General features: G+C 65.3%; 19 protein-coding genes. 10 read left to right on the top strand and 9 right to left on the bottom strand.

The window, feature by feature from the left end:
* Together WT24_RS19900 and kdsD are read right to left on the bottom strand one after the other, a co-directional pair.
* Window positions 1-537 carry an HAD family hydrolase gene (locus WT24_RS19900; protein ID WP_059506661.1) on the bottom strand — a complete coding sequence of 179 codons (537 nt, stop codon included), beginning with the start codon at window positions 535-537 and terminating at the stop codon, window positions 1-3.
* Entirely contained in the window at window positions 537-1,520 is a 984-nt protein-coding gene (gene kdsD, locus WT24_RS19895; protein WP_059781478.1) for an arabinose 5-phosphate isomerase KdsD, read from the bottom strand. The genes WT24_RS19900 and kdsD overlap by 1 nt, the downstream gene beginning before the upstream one ends.
* Window positions 1,521-1,645: 125 nt before the next feature.
* On the opposite strand from kdsD, the gene WT24_RS19890 reads away from it, so the two are divergent.
* From WT24_RS19890 to purU, 5 genes are all read left to right on the top strand, one after another.
* Window positions 1,646-3,652, top strand: coding sequence for a monovalent cation:proton antiporter family protein (locus WT24_RS19890; protein ID WP_059506665.1), 2,007 nt, complete (start codon window positions 1,646-1,648; stop codon window positions 3,650-3,652).
* Window positions 3,653-3,729: 77 nt separating this feature from the next.
* Window positions 3,730-4,296: an adenine phosphoribosyltransferase gene (locus WT24_RS19885; protein WP_034178636.1), complete on the top strand. Its 567-nt coding sequence runs from the start codon at window positions 3,730-3,732 to the stop codon at window positions 4,294-4,296.
* A 72-nt stretch (window positions 4,297-4,368) separates the two neighbouring features.
* Window positions 4,369-4,983, top strand: a complete 615-nt coding sequence (locus tag WT24_RS19880; protein ID WP_059506667.1) for a LysE family translocator — start codon at window positions 4,369-4,371, stop codon at window positions 4,981-4,983.
* 5 nt (window positions 4,984-4,988) lie between these two features.
* Window positions 4,989-5,855 (top strand): DUF4743 domain-containing protein, encoded by an 867-nt coding sequence (locus WT24_RS19875; RefSeq protein WP_060035679.1) that lies wholly within the window; start codon window positions 4,989-4,991, stop codon window positions 5,853-5,855.
* Between the two features lie 61 nt (window positions 5,856-5,916).
* Window positions 5,917-6,801: a formyltetrahydrofolate deformylase gene (gene purU, locus WT24_RS19870; protein ID WP_059506669.1), complete on the top strand. Its 885-nt coding sequence runs from the start codon at window positions 5,917-5,919 to the stop codon at window positions 6,799-6,801.
* A gap of 91 nt (window positions 6,802-6,892) precedes the next feature.
* Here purU and WT24_RS19865 read toward each other — a convergent pair whose 3' ends face one another.
* Window positions 6,893-7,975, bottom strand: coding sequence for an AI-2E family transporter (locus WT24_RS19865; protein WP_059506671.1), 1,083 nt, complete (start codon window positions 7,973-7,975; stop codon window positions 6,893-6,895).
* A 319-nt stretch (window positions 7,976-8,294) separates the two neighbouring features.
* Window positions 8,295-11,180 (bottom strand): excinuclease ABC subunit UvrA, encoded by a 2,886-nt coding sequence (uvrA, locus tag WT24_RS19860; protein WP_060035678.1) that lies wholly within the window; start codon window positions 11,178-11,180, stop codon window positions 8,295-8,297.
* Between the two features lie 263 nt (window positions 11,181-11,443).
* Here uvrA and WT24_RS19855 point away from each other — a divergent pair, with 263 nt between their 5' ends.
* Both WT24_RS19855 and WT24_RS19850 read left to right on the top strand, forming a co-directional pair.
* A complete protein-coding gene (locus tag WT24_RS19855) occupies window positions 11,444-12,631 on the top strand; it encodes an MFS transporter (RefSeq protein WP_059506675.1) in 1,188 nt (395 codons plus the stop codon).
* Between the two features lie 103 nt (window positions 12,632-12,734).
* Window positions 12,735-13,295 carry a single-stranded DNA-binding protein gene (locus WT24_RS19850; protein WP_060035677.1) on the top strand — a complete coding sequence of 187 codons (561 nt, stop codon included), beginning with the start codon at window positions 12,735-12,737 and terminating at the stop codon, window positions 13,293-13,295.
* A gap of 398 nt (window positions 13,296-13,693) precedes the next feature.
* Here WT24_RS19850 and WT24_RS19845 read toward each other — a convergent pair whose 3' ends face one another.
* A complete protein-coding gene (locus tag WT24_RS19845) occupies window positions 13,694-13,933 on the bottom strand; it encodes a helix-turn-helix domain-containing protein (RefSeq protein WP_059838334.1) in 240 nt (79 codons plus the stop codon).
* Window positions 13,934-14,160: 227 nt separating this feature from the next.
* Between WT24_RS19845 and WT24_RS19840 the strand changes: the two genes are divergently transcribed.
* The 3 genes from WT24_RS19840 (at window position 14,161) to WT24_RS19830 (ending at window position 15,964) form a co-directional block, all read left to right on the top strand.
* Window positions 14,161-14,790 (top strand): hypothetical protein, encoded by a 630-nt coding sequence (locus WT24_RS19840; protein WP_156441848.1) that lies wholly within the window; start codon window positions 14,161-14,163, stop codon window positions 14,788-14,790.
* A 69-nt stretch (window positions 14,791-14,859) separates the two neighbouring features.
* Window positions 14,860-15,108 (top strand): BPSL0761 family protein, encoded by a 249-nt coding sequence (locus WT24_RS33185; protein WP_082742243.1) that lies wholly within the window; start codon window positions 14,860-14,862, stop codon window positions 15,106-15,108.
* Window positions 15,109-15,490: 382 nt separating this feature from the next.
* On the top strand, window positions 15,491-15,964 hold the full coding sequence (locus WT24_RS19830) for a hypothetical protein (protein ID WP_060035674.1): 474 nt from the start codon (window positions 15,491-15,493) through the stop codon (window positions 15,962-15,964).
* A 268-nt stretch (window positions 15,965-16,232) separates the two neighbouring features.
* Here WT24_RS19830 and WT24_RS19825 read toward each other — a convergent pair whose 3' ends face one another.
* The 4 genes from WT24_RS19825 to WT24_RS19810 all read right to left on the bottom strand — a co-directional run bounded on the left by WT24_RS19825 (window position 16,233) and on the right by WT24_RS19810 (window position 18,748).
* Window positions 16,233-17,222, bottom strand: a complete 990-nt coding sequence (locus tag WT24_RS19825) for a hypothetical protein (RefSeq protein ID WP_156441847.1) — start codon at window positions 17,220-17,222, stop codon at window positions 16,233-16,235.
* Between the two features lie 72 nt (window positions 17,223-17,294).
* Complete coding sequence (locus tag WT24_RS19820; RefSeq protein WP_060035672.1) at window positions 17,295-17,624, bottom strand: hypothetical protein; 330 nt, start codon at window positions 17,622-17,624, stop codon at window positions 17,295-17,297.
* Between the two features lie 60 nt (window positions 17,625-17,684).
* The gene (locus WT24_RS19815; RefSeq protein ID WP_156441846.1) at window positions 17,685-18,173 is read right to left on the bottom strand and encodes a hypothetical protein; all 489 of its coding nucleotides are present in this window, start codon (window positions 18,171-18,173) and stop codon (window positions 17,685-17,687) included.
* Entirely contained in the window at window positions 18,158-18,748 is a 591-nt protein-coding gene (locus WT24_RS19810) for a competence protein CoiA family protein (protein ID WP_179949377.1), read from the bottom strand. The genes WT24_RS19815 and WT24_RS19810 overlap by 16 nt, the downstream gene beginning before the upstream one ends.
* Window positions 18,749-18,764: the final 16 nt, after the last annotated feature.

Here is an 18,764-nt window from a genome sequence, read left to right as displayed (position 1 = left end):
TCAGGCTCCGCAGGCGGCGGCGAGCAGCGCGTCGTAGCGGCGCTGCGCGCGCAGGATCGCATCGCAGACCTCGCGCACGGCGCCGTGGCCGCCGCGGGCTTCGGCGACCCAGTGCGCACGGGCGATCACCTCGGGGTGCGCGTTCGCGGGGGCCGCTGCGAAGCCGCAGCGCAGCATGACCGGCAGGTCGGGCCAGTCGTCGCCCATGTAGCCGCAGGCGTCGGCCGTCAGGCCGAGCGACGCGATCAGGTCGGCGAACACGGCAAGCTTGTTCTCGACGCCCTGGAACAGGTGCGCGATCTTCATTTCCTTCGCGCGCGCCGCGACGATGTCCGAGCGGCGGCCCGTGATGATCGCGGTCGCGATGCCGGCTTCGCCGAGCAGCTTCACGCCGTGGCCGTCGAGCGAATTGAACGACTTCATCGCGTCGCCGGCCGCTGTAAACAACAGGCCGCCGTCGGTCAGTACGCCGTCGACGTCGAAAATCATCAGCTTCACGCGGCTTGCGCGTTCGGCCGCAGTCAGCGCTGCGCTCATCAGATCACCTTCTTCGAAAACAGGTCGTGCATGTTCAGCGCGCCGATCAGCGCGCCGTCGGCATCGACGACCAGCATCTGGTTGATCCGGTGGCGCTCCATCAGTTCCACGGCCTCGACCGCCAGGTGATCCGGCGCGATCGTGCGCGGGTCGCGCGTCATGACTTCGGTGATCGGCAGCGTGCGGAAGTCGCCGTCGCGCGCGAGCACGCGGCGCAGGTCGCCGTCCGTGAAGATGCCGACGACCTTGCCGTCGGCGTCGACCACGGCCGTCATGCCGAGGCGCTTCGCGGTGATCTGGAACAGCGCGTCCGACAGCGTTGCATTCAGCCCGACGGACGGGACGTCGTCGCCCGAGCGCATCACGTCGCGCACGTAGGTGAGCAGGCGCCGGCCGAGCGCGCCGCCCGGGTGCGAGCGTGCGAAATCTTCCGAGCCGAAGCCGCGCGCGTCGAGCACGGCGACGGCGAGCGCGTCGCCGAGCGCGAGCGCGGCGGTCGTGCTCGCGGTGGGCGCGAGGTTCAGCGGGCACGCTTCCTTCGAGACCGCGGCGTTCAGGTTCACGTCGGCGAGCGTGCCGAGGCTCGACCCCGCGCGGCCCGTGATCGCGATCAACTTCGCGCCGATCCGCTTCACGAGCGGCAGGATCGCGACGAGCTCTTCCGATTCGCCGGAATAGGAGATGCCGATGAAGACGTCGTCGGAGGTGACCATCCCGAGGTCGCCGTGGCTGGCCTCGGCAGGGTGGACGAAGAAGGCCGGCGTACCGGTGCTGGCCAGCGTGGCCGCGATCTTGCGGGCGATATGCCCCGATTTGCCGATCCCGGAGACCACGACGCGGCCGCGGCAGCCGAGCAGCAGCGCAACGGCCTGGACGAAGCCGCCGTCGAGCTGGTCGCGCAGCGCGCGCACGGCGTCCGCCTCGATGTCGAGCACGTCGCGGGCGAGCGCGAGCGCCCGATCATCATTGATTTTCGCTATCATGCGCGGAGTATAGCAAAGGCGTTTGTTCGCCGCGCCGCGCCTTCGGACTCGTCCGATGTCGCCTGCCCACCGCCACCACCCGCGCCCGCATTGCCGTGGCCCCGACGAACGAGGACGCTTCGCCTGTGATTTCCCCGCTCGAAATGACCCTGCTGCTGCTGCTGGCCTCGGTGGTGGGCGTCGTCGTATTCCGCTCGTTGAACCTGCCGCCGATGCTCGGCTACCTGACCGTCGGCATCCTGGTCGGCCCGCACGCATTCGGCGTCGCGGCAGATCTCGAACGGGCCGAGCACCTCGCGGAATTCGGCGTGGTGTTCCTGATGTTTTCGATCGGCCTCGAATTCTCGCTCGCGAAGCTGAGGGCGATGCAGCGGCTCGTGTTCGGGCTCGGCCTGCTGCAGGTCGTCGCGACCCTCGTGCTCGCGCTCGTGCTTGGCGTGCTGTTCGAGCGCTGGGTGCACATCACGTGGCAGGGCAGCATCGCGCTCGGCGGCGCGCTCGCGATGTCGTCGACGGCGATCGTGTCGAAGATGCTCGCCGAGCGGCTCGAGATCGAGACGGAGCACGGCCGCAACATCTTCGGCGTGCTGCTGTTCCAGGATCTCGCGGTCGTGCCGCTGCTGATCGTGATCGCCGCGTTCGGCGCCGAATCGTCGAAGGATCTCGCGATCACGCTCGGTTTCGCGGCGGTCAAGATCGTGATCGCGCTCACGCTGCTGCTGGTCATCGGCCAGCGTTTCATGACGCGCTGGCTCAACGTCGTCGCGCGGCGCCGCTCGCAGGAGCTGTTCGTGCTGAACCTGCTGCTCGTCACGCTCGGCGCCGCGTTCGTCACCGACCGCTTCGGCCTGTCGCTCGCGCTCGGCGCGTTCATCGCGGGGATGCTCATTTCCGAGACGCCGTTCCGCCATCAGGTGGAAGAGGACATCAAGCCGTTCCGCGACGTGCTGCTCGGCCTGTTCTTCGTGACGACGGGGATGCTGCTCGATCCGCGCGTGATCTGGGAGCATCCGTTGATCGTGCTCGGCTTTTTCGTCGGGCAGATCCTGTTCAAGGCGACGATGATCGCGGGGCTCGCACGGCTGTTCGGCGCGACGCCGGGCGTGGCGATGCGCACGGGGATCGGCCTCGCGCAGGCCGGCGAATTCGGCTTCGTGCTGCTGAACCTGATCCTCGACCGGCATCTCGTCGATTCGACGCTGCTGCAGGCGATCCTCGCGTCGATGCTGCTGTCGATGCTCGCCGCGCCATTCCTGATCCAGAACGCCGACCGCATCGTGATGCGGCTGTCGTCGACGGAGTGGATGCAGCAATCGCTGCAGATGACGCGGATCGCGACGCAAAGCCTCAAGCAGCGCGGCCACGTGATCATCTGCGGCTATGGCCGCGCGGGCCAGAACCTGGCGCGCATGCTCGAGCAGGAAGGCATTTCGTACGTCGCGCTCGACCTCGATCCCGATCGCGTCAGCGCGGCCGCGACGGCCGGCGAATCCGTCGTGTTCGGCGACGCGGCGCGCCGCGAGTCGCTGCTCGCGGCCGGTATCCACCGTGCGGCGGCCGTCGCGATCACCTACGCGAACACGCCGTCCGCGCTGCGCGTGCTGCACCACGTGCACGAGCTCGAGCCGACGCTGCCGGCGATCGTGCGCACGGTCGACGATGCCGATCTGGAGAAGCTGCTCGCAGCCGGCGCGACCGAGGTGATTCCGGAGATCGTCGAGGGCAGCCTGATGCTCGCGTCGCATACGCTGGTGCTGGTCGGCGTGCCGATGCGCAAGGTCGTGCGGCGCGTCGAGGAGATGCGCGACGAGCGCTACAGCCTGCTGCGCGGCTATTTCCGCGGCGCGGACGATGCGGACGACGACGATCACGAGCAGGTGCGGCTACAATCGGTGCCGGTCGATGCGCGCGCGGACGCGGTCGGGCGTTCGCTGGAAGAACTCGGGCTGTACGCGCTCGGGCTGGAAGTCACCGCGATCCGCCGGCACGGTATTCGCGGCGTCGAACCCGATCCGCAAACCAAGCTGCGCGCGAGCGACATCGTGGTGCTGCGCGGGCTGCCCGAGGCGCTCGCGCTCGCGGAGGAGCGGTTGTCGCGCCATCGGCGCGATCCGCCCGCCGCGGCCGCGTGAGCCGCGATTCGCAACCTGACCCGTATTGATCAGAAACGGTGCCCGATCTTCGCGCACCGTTTTTTTCGGAGAGTTTCATGCCGCATTCGTCGTCGGGCGCACCGCTCGATCCGGTCGCCTTTATCCATAGCCAGATCCGCACGGTGCCCGACTGGCCGCAGCCGGGCGTGCAGTTCCGCGACATCACGACGCTGCTGCAGAGCCCGAAGGCGCTGCGCATCCTCGTCGACCTGTTCGTCGAACGCTATGTCGATGCGAAGCTCGATTACGTCGCGGGCCTCGACGCGCGCGGCTTCATCATCGCGCCGATCGTTGCGTACGAGCTGAGCGTCGGCTTCGTGCCGATCCGCAAGGTCGGCAAGCTGCCGTACAAGACCCGTTCGGAATCGTACGACCTCGAATACGGCAGCGCGACGGTCGAGATCCACGAAGATGCGTGCCGCCCCGGCGACCGCGTGATCATCATGGACGACCTGATCGCGACCGGCGGCACGATGATGGCGGGGCGCAACCTGCTGCAGCGGCTCGGCGCGGTGGTCGTCGAAGGCGCGGCGATCATCGACCTGCCCGATCTCGGCGGCTCCGCGCTGCTGCGCAACGCCGGCCTGCCCGTCTATACCGTTACCGAATTCTCCGGCCACTGAACGCCGGTCCGCCCCGGGGTACCGCCCCGGCTTGCCCGGTTCACCCGGGTCACGCTACGCAGCGAGGTCACGATGCCCAACTTCATGCTGTTTCTCGCCACGTCGATCGCGATCACGCTCGCGCCGGGGCCCGACAACCTGCAGGTGCTCGCACGCGGCATCTCGCAGGGCCGCGCGGCCGGCTTCGTCGCCGCGCTCGGCTTCACGGCGGGGATCCTGTTCCACACGACGCTCGCGGCGCTCGGCGTCGCGGCCGTGCTGCGTTCGTCGCCGGTCGCGTTCCAGATCCTGAAGCTCGCGGGCGCCGCGTACCTCGTGTGGATCGGTATCAAGGCGCTGCGCAGCCAGGGCCTCGCGAATGCGCATGCGCGCCCGCCGCAGCCGCTCGGCGCGATTTTCCGGCAGAGCGTGATCGGCAACCTGATGAACCCGAAGGTCACGCTGTTCTTCGTCGTGTTCCTGCCGCAGTTCGTCGATCCGCACGGCGCGCAGGGCGTGACGCTGCAGATGTTCGAGCTCGGCGCGCTGTTCATGCTGCAGACGGCCGCGGTCTTCTCGCTGTTCGGCGTCGGCGCGGGCATGATCGGCGCGTGGCTGAAGCGTCGCCCGAAGGCCGGCGTGTGGCTCGACCGGATCGCCGGCGCGACGTTCATCGCGATCGGCATCCGGGTCGCGCTGAAGGACTGACCGCGATGACGTTTCCCTGCATCGCGGCCGCGCGCCGCTTCGATCCGGCCGCGCACCTGCGCTTCGAGATCGCCGGCCAGGCGGTCGGCTGGGTGCGCCGCCGGGACGTCGCGAAGCTCGCGCGCTGGCCCGACGTGTTCGAGCTGACCGGCGAGCGGGTCGTGCTGTCGGCGCGCTACGATTCGGTCGACGCGCGCAGCATGGCGCTCGCCAGCGCGATCGGCGCGCTCGCCGCCGAAGGCGCGATTCCCGGCTGGCGCGACGAGATCTATGCGATACGCAACCGCTTCGACGATCCGCCGCTCGCGTACATCGAGCGCGCCGCGTCGCGCTTCTTCGGCACGCAGACCTATGCGGTGCACGTGAACGGCATCGTAGAATACGCGGTTACGCCGGGCGAGCCGGCCGCCGCGGCCACGCCGAAGCTGTGGCTCGGCCGCCGCAGCGCGACCAAGGCCACGGACCCCGGCATGCTCGACAACGTCGTCGCCGGCGGGATCGGCTGGGGGCTGGGCGTTCACGAGACGCTCGCGAAGGAATGCTGGGAAGAAGCCGGCATTCCGGCCGACCTGGCGGCGCGTGCGATCGCGGGCCGCGCGGTACAGGTGCTGAACGCGCTGCCGGAAGGCACGCAGTCTGAACTGATCTTCGTGTACGACCTGCCGCTGCCGCACGACTTCGCGCCGCGCAACCAGGACGGCGAAGTGGCCGAACACCTGCTGGCCGGCGTGCCGGAGGTGATCGGCTGGTTGCGCGAAGGCCGCGCGACGATGGATGCGAGCCTCGCGACGCTCGATACGCTGCTGCGCCACCGCTGGATTCCGGCGGCCGACGCGGCCGGCATCGACGCGCTGTTCGTACCGGCCGCGTGACGCGCGCCGCGCGGCGCGAACGGGCAATTTGACGAATACGGAAACAATGGGAGTAGCGGTCATGCCGACCGATCACAGCTTTATCTTGAAACTGTCGTGCCCCGACCGGCACGGCATCGTCCATGCGGTCTCGGGCTTCCTGTTCGAGCGCAGCAACAACATCCTCGATTCCGCGCAGTTCGGCGACAGCCGCACCGGCGAGTTCTTCATGCGCGTGCACTTCGAGCAGGACGGCGGCGGCGTGGATGCCGCGTCGGCGCTCGACACGCTTCGCAAGGAATTCGCGCCGCTTGCCGAACAATTCTCGATGCGCTGGGAGCTGCACGATGCGGCCGTGAAGCCGCGCGTCGTGATCATGGTGTCGAAGATCGGCCACTGCCTGAACGACCTGCTGTTCCGCTATCGCACCGGCCAGTTGCCGATCGAGATTCCGGCGATCGTGTCGAATCACAAGGAGTTCTACCAGCTCGCCGCGAGCTACAACATTCCGTTCCATCACTTCCCGCTGGTCGGCGGGTCGTCCGATGCCGCGAAGGCGGCGCAGGAAGCGCGCGTGCTGGAAGTGATCGACGAGCATCAGGCCGATCTCGTCGTGCTCGCGCGCTACATGCAGATCCTGTCGCCGAACATGTGCGAGCAGCTCGCCGGGCGCGCGATCAACATCCACCATTCGTTCCTGCCGAGCTTCAAGGGCGCGAAGCCTTACTACCAGGCGTTCGACCGCGGCGTGAAGCTGATCGGCGCGACTGCGCACTACGTGACGACCGATCTCGACGAAGGCCCGATCATCGAGCAGGAAGTCGAGCGCGTCGACCACAGCATGACGCCCGACCAGTTGACCGCGATCGGCCGCGACGTCGAGTGCGTGACGCTCGCGCGCGCGGTGAAGTGGCACGTCGAGCACCGGATCGTGCTGAACGGGACGAAGACGGTCGTGTTCCGCTGATCGGCCAACCCGAACAGCGGGTTCCGGAAGCAAAAATGCCGCGCCCTTCACCGGGCGCGGCATTTTTTTCGCCGTTGGCGAGCGGGCGGCTTCAGATCAGCCGCAGCAGGTACAGCTCGCGTTTCAGGTACGCATAGAAGATCGGCGCTGCGATCACGCCCGGCAGCCCGAACGCGGCTTCCATGATCAGCATCGCCAATAGCAGCTCCCACGCGCGCGACTCGATCTGGCCGCCAATGATCTTCGCGTTCAGGAAATATTCGAGCTTGTGGATGACCACGAGGAACGCGAGCGACGCGATCGCGGTGCCCATGCTGACCGACAGCGACACCGCGACGATCAGCGTGTTCGAGATCAGGTTGCCGATCACGGGCAGCAGGCCGACGATGAACGTGACGAGCACGAGCGTTTTCGACAGCGGCAGCCGCTGGTGGAAGATCGGCAGCGCGACGAGCAGGTAGATGCCGGTGAAGGCCGCGTTGATCGCCGAGATCTTGATCTGCGCGAACACGATGCGGCGGAACGCATCGGCGAAGCGCGACACGCGTGTGACGAGCGCGGTCGACAGCGGCCGGCGCACCTTGCCCTGCTCGACGCCGATCGCGATCATCGCGCCGATGATCATCCCGAACAGCACGTGGCCGAAGCCGCGCGCGACGCTCTTGCCGCTTTGCTGGAGCTGGTCCATGTGCGAATGCATCAGCACGGCCGCCTTCGTCTTCATCTGTTCGACGTCGACGGGCAGCAGATTGGCGATCCACGCCGGCGTGCGCGCGCGCGTCTGCTCGACGATCTGCATCAACTGGTCGAGCAGGCTCTGCAGGTTCGGCACCGTGTGCTCGAAATGCTCGATGATGCCGATCGTCAGGCCGGTGAGCCCGCCGACGATCGCGATCGACAGCAGCACGACAGCGACCCAGCGCGCGCGCATGCTCGTGGTATGGCGTTCGATCACGGGCGCGATCGTGTGGATCAGCTGATAGACGAGCAGGCCGGCCAGCATCCCGCCGAGCAGCCGGAGCTCGAGGACGAGCCACATCATGACGAGCGCGAAGAGATAACTGCCGATCTCGAGCGCCGACAGCTTCGGCAGGCTCAAGTCGCTCGTCAGCCGCACGCTGCGCAGGTGCGGCTCGCGGTTCTGCGTGTCGCGCGACTCTTGTTGCTTCTCCATCGTGGATTCCTGTCCCTCGGTGTGTCGTGCCGCGCAGCGCGAGGCAGAGCGCCGGTCGCCCGATGCCGGTCGCCCGATGCCGGTCGCCCGATGCCGGTCGCCCGATGCCGGTCGCCCGATGCCGGTCGCCCGATGCTGCACCGGATTGGTGCGGATGGCGAACCTTACGACCGTAAAGTATAGCTGCCATTATGGTCCGCAAACGGGCCGTTTGGCGCGTGGTGTAAACGCAGAAGGGAAAACGAGGGGGCGGCCTGCCGTCGACACGCGCGCGGCTGGGCCGCCGCGCGCGGGGAAGGGCGGAACCGGCGGAACGGCGTCAGCCGGCCGCGACTTTGTGGGTCGGACGCTTGAGCAGCGGCGCGAGGTACTTGCCGGTGAAGCTCGCCTTCGTCTTCGCGACCTGCTCGGGCGTGCCCTGCGCGATGATCTGGCCGCCGCCGGCGCCGCCTTCGGGGCCGAGGTCGATCACCCAGTCGGCCGTCTTGATCACGTCGAGGTTGTGCTCGATGATCACGACCGTGTTGCCCTGGTCGCGCAGCCGGTGGATCACTTCCAGCAGCAGCGCGATGTCGTGGAAGTGCAGGCCGGTGGTCGGCTCGTCGAGGATGTACAGCGTGCGGCCGGTGTCGCGCTTGCTCAGCTCCAGCGACAGCTTCACGCGCTGCGCCTCGCCGCCCGACAGCGTCGTGGCCGACTGGCCGAGGCGGATGTAGCCGAGGCCGACGTCGAGCAGCGTCTTCAGCTTGCGCGCGATGACCGGCACCGCGCTGAAGAACTCGTACGCGTGCTCGACCGTCATGTCGAGCACTTCGCTGATGTTCTTGCCCTTGTACTGCACTTCGAGCGTTTCGCGGTTGTAGCGCTTGCCGTGGCACACGTCGCACGGCACGTAGACGTCCGGCAGGAAGTGCATCTCGACCTTCAGCACGCCGTCGCCCTGGCACGATTCGCAGCGGCCGCCCTTCACGTTGAACGAGAAGCGGCCCGGATCGTAGCCGCGCTCCTTCGCGGTCGGCACGCCCGAGAACAGCTCGCGGATCGGCGTGAACAGGCCGGTGTACGTGGCCGGGTTCGAGCGCGGCGTGCGGCCGATCGGCGACTGGTCGACGTTGATCACCTTGTCGAAGTGCTCGAGGCCCTCGATCGCCTCGTGCGGCGCCGGCTCGGCAGCCGAGCCGTACAGGTGGCGCGCGACCGCGTGATACAGCGTGTCGTTGATCAGCGTCGACTTGCCGGAGCCCGACACGCCGGTGATGCAGGTCAGCAGTCCGACCGGCAGTTCGAGATCGACGTGCTTCAGGTTGTTGCCGTGCGCGTCGACGATGCGCAGCATCCGCTCCGGATCGGGTGCGAGCCGCTCGTCCGGGTACTCGATGACGCGCTTGCCGACCAGATACTGGCCGGTCAGCGATTGCGGGTTCGACTGCACCTGCTTCGGCGTGCCTTCGGCGACCACGATACCGCCGTGCTCGCCCGCGCCGGGGCCCATGTCGACGACGTAGTCGGCCGTGCGGATCATGTCCTCGTCGTGCTCGACGACGATCACCGAGTTGCCGAGGTCGCGCAGATGCTTGAGCGTCGCGATCAGGCGGTCGTTGTCGCGCTGGTGCAGCCCGATCGACGGCTCGTCGAGCACGTACATCACGCCCGTGAGGCCCGAGCCGATCTGCGACGCGAGCCGGATCCGCTGCGCCTCGCCGCCCGACAGCGTTTCGGCGCTGCGCTCGAGCGACAGGTAATCGAGGCCGACGTTGTTCAGGAACGTCAGGCGCGCGACGATTTCCTTGATCACCTTGTCGGCGATCTCGCGCTTCGCGCCTTCGAGCGTCAGCCCGTCGAAATAGCCGAGCGCGTCGCGCAGCGGCCAGCCGCTGATTTCATAGATGCCGCGCGCGTGGTCGCCGGTGCCGATCCGCACGTGGCGCGCCTCGCGGCGCAGGCGCGTGCCGTCGCACGACGGGCACGGCTGGTTGTTCTGGTATTTCGACAGCTCTTCGCGCACCGCGACCGAATCGGTCTCGCGGTAGCGGCGCTCCAGATTCGGGATGATCCCTTCGAACACGTGCTCGCGGATCGTCGTGCGGCCGCGCTCGTTGATGTACGAGAACGGAATCGTCTGCTTGCCCGAGCCGAACAGCAGCACCTTCCGGATCTTTTCGGGCAGATCCTCGAACGCGGCGTCGATGTCGAATTCGTAGAAGGCCGCGAGGCTCTGCAGCATCTGGAAGTAGAACTGGTTGCGGCGGTCCCAGCCCTTCACCGCGCCGGCGGCGAGCGACAGCGACGGGTGCGCGACGACCCGCTTCGGGTCGAAGAACGTGATCTGACCGAGGCCGTCGCATTCCGGGCACGCGCCCATCGGGTTGTTGAACGAGAACAGGCGCGGCTCGAGCTCCTGCAGCGAGTACGAGCAGACCGGGCACGCGAACTTCGAGCTGAACAGGTGCTCGCGGTCGGTATCCATCTCGAGCGCGATCGCGCGGCCGTCGGCGAGGCGCAGCGCCGTCTCGAACGATTCGGCGAGCCGCTGCTTCATGTCCGGGCGCACCTTCAGGCGATCGACGACGACGTCGATCGTGTGCTTGTCGTTCTTCTTCAGCTTCGGCAGCGACTCGACCTCGTAGATCTTCGCGACGCCTTCGTTCGCGGCGCCGCCGCCCGAGCGCACGCGAAAGCGCACGAAGCCCTGCGCCTGCATCTCCTCGAACAGCTCGACGTGCTCGCCCTTGCGGTTCGCGACGACGGGCGCGAGGATCATCAGCTTGGTTTCCTCGGGCAGCGCGAGCGCCGCGTCGACCATCTGCGACACGCTTTGCGCCTCGAGCGGGATGTCGTGGTCGGGGCAGTACGGGGTGCCGACACGTGCGTACAAAAGTCGCAGGTAGTCGTGGATTTCGGTGACCGTGCCGACGGTCGAACGCGGATTGTGGGACGTTGCCTTCTGCTCGATCGAGATCGCCGGCGACAGCCCCTCGATCAGGTCGACGTCGGGCTTCTCCATCAGCTGCAGGAACTGGCGGGCGTATGCGGACAGGCTTTCCACGTAGCGGCGCTGGCCTTCGGCATAAAGGGTATCGAACGCGAGCGACGACTTGCCCGACCCGGACAACCCGGTAATCACGACCAGCTTGTGGCGCGGCAAGTCGAGATTGACGTTTTTCAGGTTGTGGGTGCGTGCCCCACGGATACGGATCTGTTCCATGAACCTGGCGAAAATGGAGGGAACCAAACCTGCTACTATAACGGCTTTTCGAGACCGTCGTTTACGGCCCCCAGCCTTTACAGCAGGTGGCAGCAAGGCGACACCTGCGCCGGGGAAAGCGGTCGCGCCGCACGTTCCGGGCGGCCCGCAGGCCGCCTGCATCCGGCCCCGACGTGTGGCCCGAAAGGCCGCCAGGCCGCCGGTCCTGATCTTCCGCCGCCCGCCGCCGGGCGGACATTCCGATCATTCGAAATTCATTCCCGATGTCCAATCCGTCTGCCACGTCTTCCCGCATGACCGCGCCCGAACTGCGCGCGACCACGTCGCTCGCGGCGATCTTCGCGCTGCGCATGCTCGGCCTGTTCATGATCATGCCGGTGTTCTCGGTCTACGCGAAAACCATCCCGGGCGGCGACAACGTGCTGCTCGTCGGTATCGCGCTCGGGGCCTACGGCGTCACGCAGTCGCTGTTCTATATCTTCTACGGCTGGGCGTCCGACAAGTTCGGCCGCAAGCCGGTGATCGCCACGGGCCTCGTGATCTTCGCGCTCGGCAGCTTCGTCGCCGCGTTCGCGCACGACATCACGTGGATCATCGTCGGCCGCGTGATCCAGGGGATGGGCGCGGTGTCGTCCGCGGTGCTCGCGTTCATCGCCGACCTGACCTCCGAGCAGAACCGCACGAAGGCGATGGCGATGGTCGGCGGCTCGATCGGCGTGTCGTTCGCGGTCGCGATCGTCGGCGCGCCGATCGTGTTCCACTGGGTCGGGATGAGCGGACTGTTCGCGATCGTCGGCGTGCTGTCGATCCTCGCGATCGGCGTCGTGCTGTGGATCGTGCCCGACGCGGCCAAGCCCGTGCACGTGCCCGCGCCGTTCGCCGAGGTGCTGCACAACGTCGAGCTGCTGCGCCTGAACTTCGGCGTGCTGGTGCTGCATGCGACGCAGACGGCGCTGTTCCTCGTCGTGCCGCGCCTGCTGGTGGACGGCGGGTTGCCGGTCGCCGCGCACTGGAAGGTCTACCTGCCGGTGATGGGGCTCGCGTTCGTGATGATGGTGCCGGCGATCATCGTCGCGGAAAAGCGGGGCAAGATGAAGCCGGTGCTGCTCGGCGGCATTCTGGCTATCCTGATCGGCCAATTGTTGCTCGGCAGCGCACCGCATACCATTCTGATTGTGGCGGCGATCCTGTTCGTGTACTTCCTCGGGTTCAACATCCTGGAGGCGTCGCAGCCGTCGCTCGTGTCGAAGCTCGCGCCGGGTTCGCGCAAGGGCGCGGCCACGGGTGTCTACAACACCACGCAATCGGTCGGGCTCGCGCTCGGCGGCATCGTGGGCGGCTGGCTGCTGAAGCACGGCGGGGCGAACACGGTGTTCTACACGTGTTCGGGGCTCGTTGCCGCGTGGCTTATAATCGCGGCCAGCATGAAAGCGCCGCCGCGCAAGGCCTGAATCTGATCGTCGGGCAGGCACGGGCGGCGTTCGCCGGCTCGCCCGGCGGGCCGCTCCGACGGCTTTCGCGGGCGGCCCCGCATCGAATTTACTGGAGAAACACATGGCATCCGTCAACAAGGTCATCCTCGTCGGCAACCTCGGCGCCGATCCTGAAGTCCGTTACCTGCCGAGCGGCGACGCGGTTGCGAACATCCGTCTCGCGACGACCGATCGCTACAAGGACAAGGCGAGTGGCGATTTCAAGGAAATGACCGAGTGGCATCGCGTCGCGTTCTTCGGCCGTCTGGCGGAAATCGTCAGCGAATACCTGAAGAAGGGTTCGTCGGTCTATATCGAAGGCCGCATCCGTACGCGCAAGTGGCAGGGCCAGGACGGCCAGGACCGTTACTCGACCGAAATCGTTGCCGAACAGATGCAGATGCTCGGCGGCCGCGGTGGTTCGGGCGGCGGCGGTGGCGGCGGTGACGAAGGCGGTTATGGCGGCGGCTACGGTGGTGGCGGCGGCCGCGGCGAGCAGGCGGAGCGCGGCGGTGGCGGCGGTCGTGCCGGCGGCGCGACGCGTGGCGGTGCGGGTGGCGGTGCGGGTGGCGGCGGCCAGAGCCGTCCGAGCGCGCCGGCAGGCGGCGGGTTCGACGAGATGGACGACGATATTCCGTTCTAAAACAGACAAAGAGTATTTTTTGTTGATAAACGTCCGCTTTCCCTCGTGAAGGCGGGCGTTTTCTTTACCCACATGTGTTTTTGGCTCTAGCTCGGGGTGGACTAAACGAGTACTTGCCGAAAATTGTGGGTTAGGCTGGATACAAGCGCGTATTGACCTCCGCGGACTGGATTCGTCTGCGTGGCATTTTCTTTCTTCCAATTTGGGCAAGCCGGCAAAGCCGGCGCGTCAGACGTCCGAGTGTGTGCAACTCTGGTACCGCCCGCAGGGCGGCTGTCCACACCCGTGTGGTGTGGGCAGCAGAGTTGTGCACACGGGGAACTTGCATTGCACCGTCATCTGACAACGGTCATTTTTTCAGATGATGCTGCCCGTTCTCGATGAGCGCACTCAGCCGGTCAAAGCTTCTGCTCAAGTTCAGCGACGAACTGGCTGGCCGGAATATCCAGAGCCTCACACCAGCTACACAGTTCAATAACATCCAGCCGGCGCTCGCCGCGCTCGCACTTGCTAATGAAGGTCTGAGTGGTCTCAAGGCGAGCTGCGACCTCTTCTTGTGTAAAGCCCGCCTCTTCTCTAGCTGCTCGCAGCAGCTTCGCGAACAAAGCGTATCGGCGGGAGTAGATAGATTTTTCCATTGGCGGCTCGATGCGAAGAGCCGCAAGGTTGCAAGCGATTTTGGAATAGTCCAAAATAGACTATTTCGCAAAGCGAACCTCCGCCTGCCACCGCGCGGATTCGCGATGCCGCGCTACCGTCGAATGTCAACATCATGCGACGCACGCACCGGTAGCAACCTTCACTTTCACGGTCGCTCCTCGCGAAGGACATCGTTCCGCCGCAGGTCGACGACGGAGAATTATTGGTGACTGCTTCTCGAGCACTGCGTCGCACGCTGTCGTGTGATAACTCGCCGGCCGTGCGCCGGCTGGTGAAGACGGTTGAACCCGTGGACACAGACCTGCACCCTAAGCCCCGCATGTGGATGGCGAACAGTAGGCAGCGCGAGCTGTTTTCTTGCTTCCCGCTGTTCTTTCGCGCGGTGCATCATCCTGAGTCGTACCTTGCGAACATCTCGCACTTTGGTATTCAGTGCGGCGTTGGCTGGTACCCAATCGTTGAAGCGCTGGCGCGCGACATTGAGGCCGAGCTTCGCGCCTTGTGGCGGGAGCAACTCCAGTTTCCGGAGCAAATCGCTCAGATGGATAGAGCACTCTTGCACGGACGGGCCACCTATCCCGCGCTTCCCCTCTGCGCCGACATCACACAGGTCGGCGGCGAGCTTACGGTAGTTCTCCTCAGTGGACAGTTGTGTCCCCCGGATGTGGAATCGCGCATCCAAGCGCATGTGCAAATCGCAGTTACGGGCGCTCGGCAGGTATGCGAGAGCTGCGGCAAGCCAGGCGAACTTCGGAAAGGCTATTGGCATCGCGTCTATTGCGACCAATGCATCGCCCCAATCGCCGACCTGGGTCCGGCCGACTTGCACGGATAAGCCAGTGAAAGCTGCGGGCCTACGCATGCGATTGCATAGGCGATTGCAACGTATATTGAGCAATATCCCATGACCACAGCATATGAGCGTACAAAGGCAGCCATCGAAGCGCGCAAGCTTTTGCAAATGCTTGGTTCGCCCGTCAACACCACCGCGTGCGACGCAATTCGGGACACCGCGCTGTTACTCCTCCGGCACTATCCGCTGGACATCGACCTCGAGATATCAGCAGCGGCATTGCCGGGAATCTGGGCCGCTCCTCCGCGGGAACGTACTAGCGCGACAGGACTCTCAAAGAAAATTGTGGCGGCTCGCTGACCTGGTGATGCCGCAGTGCGCGGCGAGATGGCGCTGCGGTATCAGGCATCTTCGGCAAGCTGTACAGGCCAAAATCGCATCGGCTTCGCCCGCGCGTACTTGTCCTTTCCGTCGCGGAATGCTAGGTCTACGGAGGAGTACAAGATGCACTCAGAAAATCACATCGACCTAGAGATTGCCCTGCGCAAGATTCACGAGTTGGCGATGGCCGAGGTGATTTGGGCTACGCGTATTGGTACGAAGCCGGTCGGCTTCTATAACGAGCCGCTAACATGCAAGCAGAAATAGATTTGCTGCGCAAAGAGTTGGGACGGTGTCGCGCAACGCGCGCCAAAGCTAACAGAGCCGTTAAGCAGCGCCAGCGGAGTGCGAACAAGGCGCGATGACGCAGCGACTTCAGGATGTTGTGGCCAAGTTATACAAGCCGCTGGCGAATGGCGCGCGCCAGGTATTCGCGCTGCCGCGCGGCGATGCCGAGAAGCTGCCACGGCTACCGTCGATTGCCGTCATCTCGGTCACCGCGCCGGAGCGCCCGCTTGCCAGCCTCGACGGCTTCGCCCATCTGCTGCGCCTGAGCTTCTCGGACGTCGATTTCCTGAGCCCGAGTCTCTCAAAGAAGTCGCGAGGCAAGCTCGTCCACGCGTTCACCGCGGAGCAGGCTCAGGCGATTCGCTCCTTCGTCCAGACCTTGCCGACGGACGTGGTGTCGGTCATCGTCCATTGCGAGGGCGGCTATTCACGGTCATGCGCCATCGCCCTGGCGCTCCACCAGCTATACGGCTACCTAGTGGAAATAGAGCATCTTTCACAGGCCAATCCGTCCGTCGTTCGCATGATGATGGGAAATGACCGCTGACACGCATCCGCATGCCGGCCACCTCGCGCGCGCCGCGTAGGAAATCCAAAAGGATTCGTGGTCCTTTGCGCGCCATGAGCTTGCGACATCGGCAACTGAGCTACCTCAATCGCGTCGAGTTGGCGAGGCATGTGGTTGATGGCGGAGTTGGCTAGACGCCGTCAGCGCGAAGACTGGCAGCTTGGCCAGCGCCTCAGCTCACCCGGGTTGGCAAGACGATGACGCGTCGCGCGCGGGTCAAGGAGCCGCACGCGACGGTGTCGAGGCATCAGTTGCGGAAGCGTTTGAGCAGTTCAGCAAGACGAACATCGATTTGCTTGTACGCGTGCAGCACATCGACTTCGGGAAAAGCCGATTCGAGCTTCGCCATCAGGCTCCTATCGATACGGTCCAGTCGAATAAAGCGCCTCATCCCTTCTTTGTGGTCTACTAAAACGACTGAGAGGATTTCCGCGATGCCTCGTGCGAGTTGGGCGCGAAAATAGTCGATGTTGCTGAGGTACAAGTTGAAGTTAGCTTCTAGCGCGTCCATCGGCCAGCCCTCTTTGAAGGCGCGCGAGGATGCGGCGGCAATGAACTCGGTGAAGGTCCGGTTCTTCGGATGGGCGGCAGCAATCGCAAGGGCATACGTTGCAGCGACGAATTGTCCGAGTGCGCGATACAGGTCGATACGGGGTCGGTGTTCGAGAAGGTAGTTATATTGACAAAAATGAGCGACAAACTCAGCCGTGACCGGGCTCACCCAGTAGTACGGATACTCGTCATTCGCGCGCTGCGCCGTGAAGTGACCAGCATGCGCAAACTCATGCACGAGCAGCTCTGTCGGGTAGCAGTCACACACTTCAGGAACAAAAATGAAGTGGCTGTTGGCTCCCCCTTTTAACGTCACCCCCTCGGCCTCATCGTCAGCGTTCCATTCCGAAGCAGGAACCACTTCTATACGCACCCGGCTTAGGTCTACGTCAAGCAGCGATTCGACATAAGCGCGAGCGTCATCAATGTGGCCGCGCTCCGTCCGAAAGCGAGGGAATTCGCCGCCGGAATTCGCCATCCAGATTTCGCGATAGGTAGCGGCGGACGTGGCGGCCGAAAAAAAATCTGGTGGTACATCCTCGGCTTCGGGAGAGATTTCAGGCGGTTGAAACTGTGGCAACCCCTGGTCTGCAGCGGCTAGCCGCGTGCGGAAATCACCCTTGGCCGCAATCACTTTCTCGATGCGGGCCAATTCTGCGCTTGCCATTTCAGCAATGCTTGTCATGTCGTTCCCCGTAGTGGTCCGAGCGCGGCTGTCCTCGGTTATTGTTTGCCGCGATAACGTCCGGCCCAAAGCCTAACCCAAAGGGAAACGTCTGGCCAGCCGAGCGAATCGGGACGGCTTTGCCCCGGAACCAATCACGGCCAGAGCCTCGACCACAGCGGAGCAGATGCGTCGCGCGAATGCCCCAGCGCTGTAGAACGGCCGGAGCTTACCATTCTTGGTTCTCGTCTCAAGGACCGTGATGTCCGATTCTGCAATCGAGACGCGGCCGGTACGCTCGACGCTGACCGATGCAGCGATGTCGATGATATGACCGCTGTACGGTCGCTCCGGGTCCTGGTCCATCCCGATATGGCCCAGCACTTCAATCCCGGAGGCGGCCAGCCAGATGGCGATGACCAACGGCGACAGCTGGTGACGAGATGGTCTCAGTCGACGCGGGCTCCTCCCCGTGCCGCCAGCTCAGCCAGCAGACGTCTCCGGATTTATCCACCAGCGATTCGCGAACTCGGCCTCTGGGGACCGCGGCTTCGGCGCCGGCAGCGCGCTGACCACCGTATCCGCGACAGTGACCTGCCTGAGGGTCGCGCCATCCACTCGCACCGGCGCGCGGCATTGCCCGCAGCACCAGACGAAGCGACGGGTGCGCGCGTCTATCCCGGTAGCGTAGGCAATTTTGAGCTTCCGGGTGGTCTGATTGCAGTGCTCGGAGAACGTCTGGAGCCACGCGGGCGGATAGCGCCAGGGTTGGTTCTTGTGCCACCGATACGGCCGGTGGCCCGCGAGGTCGAGCGGCACGGCGACCAGTGAATAGGGAACGACGACATCCGCACCGCACCCGCAGGGTTTTTCGGCCTCGTGCATCGCGTACTGCAGGCTGAAGCGCCGCGCACCAGCCCCCAGCCCGAACTTGAGACCGCGATTCAGCGCGCTGCTCACGAATGCCGCCATGTCGCGCCAGTCATCGGGGTCCCGGGACAGCACCCACTTCTCGTTTGGCGGCGAGACAAGCACTTCGAAGCCACTGGGCGTGTCGGCTTTTCGCAGCTGGAAGGCCGGTGTCTGCTCAGACGGCTCATACGTCGGACGACGAAACAGCCACAGGCCTGGACCTTGCTGTCTGCATAGCGCTGCTGCCGCAGCAACGTTTCCGCCCAGGTCTGGGCGCTCCACTGCACTTCGAACGCGAGCCTAACGCTGCCTCGGCTCAGCAGCACGTCAGCCTGCCAACAGCCCTGCTCGTCTTCCGCCTCGAGTTCCACTGACCAGCCGGCCTGGCGAGCCGCTTGTGCAATCGCCGCCTTCGCCTGCAGGTGCTCAAGCGACTCCCCTTCATACCGGCAGCCGCCGCGCTTTACATGGTAGAAGTGCTGAAAGCCCGTCGACGAGACGCGGAGGCCCACCTGCCCGGCGCAGCATTTGAACGACAGGTGCCGCTGGCTGTTGTGCTTCAGGCGCAGCAGCTCGAACCGCTCGCGGGAATAGTCGAACGCATGAACCGGACCGTCCGGAGACAGGCATTTCATGGGCATCGCGGTTTAC

The organism is Burkholderia sp. MSMB1078WGS (genome assembly GCF_001528895.1).
Taxonomy (GTDB): Bacteria; Pseudomonadota; Gammaproteobacteria; order Burkholderiales; family Burkholderiaceae; genus Burkholderia.
The sequence above is the reverse complement of the archived record's forward strand: the minus strand, read 5'-3'. Positions and strand labels throughout refer to the sequence as shown.

What these genes read in the sequence shown, in the direction of transcription:
- kdsD (WP_059781478.1), bottom strand. Translation starts at nt 1,520, where the DNA reads ATGATAGCGAAAATCAATGATGATCGGGCGCTCGCGCTCGCCCGCGAC.
- WT24_RS19875 (WP_060035679.1), top strand. Translation starts at nt 4,989, where the DNA reads ATGACGTTTCCCTGCATCGCGGCCGCGCGCCGCTTCGATCCGGCCGCG.
- WT24_RS19880 (WP_059506667.1), top strand. Translation starts at nt 4,369, where the DNA reads ATGCCCAACTTCATGCTGTTTCTCGCCACGTCGATCGCGATCACGCTC.
- WT24_RS33185 (WP_082742243.1), top strand. Translation starts at nt 14,860, where the DNA reads ATGACCACAGCATATGAGCGTACAAAGGCAGCCATCGAAGCGCGCAAG.
- WT24_RS19885 (WP_034178636.1), top strand. Translation starts at nt 3,730, where the DNA reads ATGCCGCATTCGTCGTCGGGCGCACCGCTCGATCCGGTCGCCTTTATC.
- WT24_RS19810 (WP_179949377.1), bottom strand. Translation starts at nt 18,748, where the DNA reads ATGAAATGCCTGTCTCCGGACGGTCCGGTTCATGCGTTCGACTATTCC.
- WT24_RS19850 (WP_060035677.1), top strand. Translation starts at nt 12,735, where the DNA reads ATGGCATCCGTCAACAAGGTCATCCTCGTCGGCAACCTCGGCGCCGAT.
- uvrA (WP_060035678.1), bottom strand. Translation starts at nt 11,180, where the DNA reads ATGGAACAGATCCGTATCCGTGGGGCACGCACCCACAACCTGAAAAAC.
- WT24_RS19865 (WP_059506671.1), bottom strand. Translation starts at nt 7,975, where the DNA reads ATGGAGAAGCAACAAGAGTCGCGCGACACGCAGAACCGCGAGCCGCAC.
- WT24_RS19845 (WP_059838334.1), bottom strand. Translation starts at nt 13,933, where the DNA reads ATGGAAAAATCTATCTACTCCCGCCGATACGCTTTGTTCGCGAAGCTG.
- WT24_RS19900 (WP_059506661.1), bottom strand. Translation starts at nt 537, where the DNA reads ATGAGCGCAGCGCTGACTGCGGCCGAACGCGCAAGCCGCGTGAAGCTG.
- WT24_RS19815 (WP_156441846.1), bottom strand. Translation starts at nt 18,173, where the DNA reads ATGGCGGCATTCGTGAGCAGCGCGCTGAATCGCGGTCTCAAGTTCGGG.
- WT24_RS19830 (WP_060035674.1), top strand. Translation starts at nt 15,491, where the DNA reads ATGACGCAGCGACTTCAGGATGTTGTGGCCAAGTTATACAAGCCGCTG.
- purU (WP_059506669.1), top strand. Translation starts at nt 5,917, where the DNA reads ATGCCGACCGATCACAGCTTTATCTTGAAACTGTCGTGCCCCGACCGG.
- WT24_RS19855 (WP_059506675.1), top strand. Translation starts at nt 11,444, where the DNA reads ATGTCCAATCCGTCTGCCACGTCTTCCCGCATGACCGCGCCCGAACTG.
- WT24_RS19825 (WP_156441847.1), bottom strand. Translation starts at nt 17,222, where the DNA reads ATGACAAGCATTGCTGAAATGGCAAGCGCAGAATTGGCCCGCATCGAG.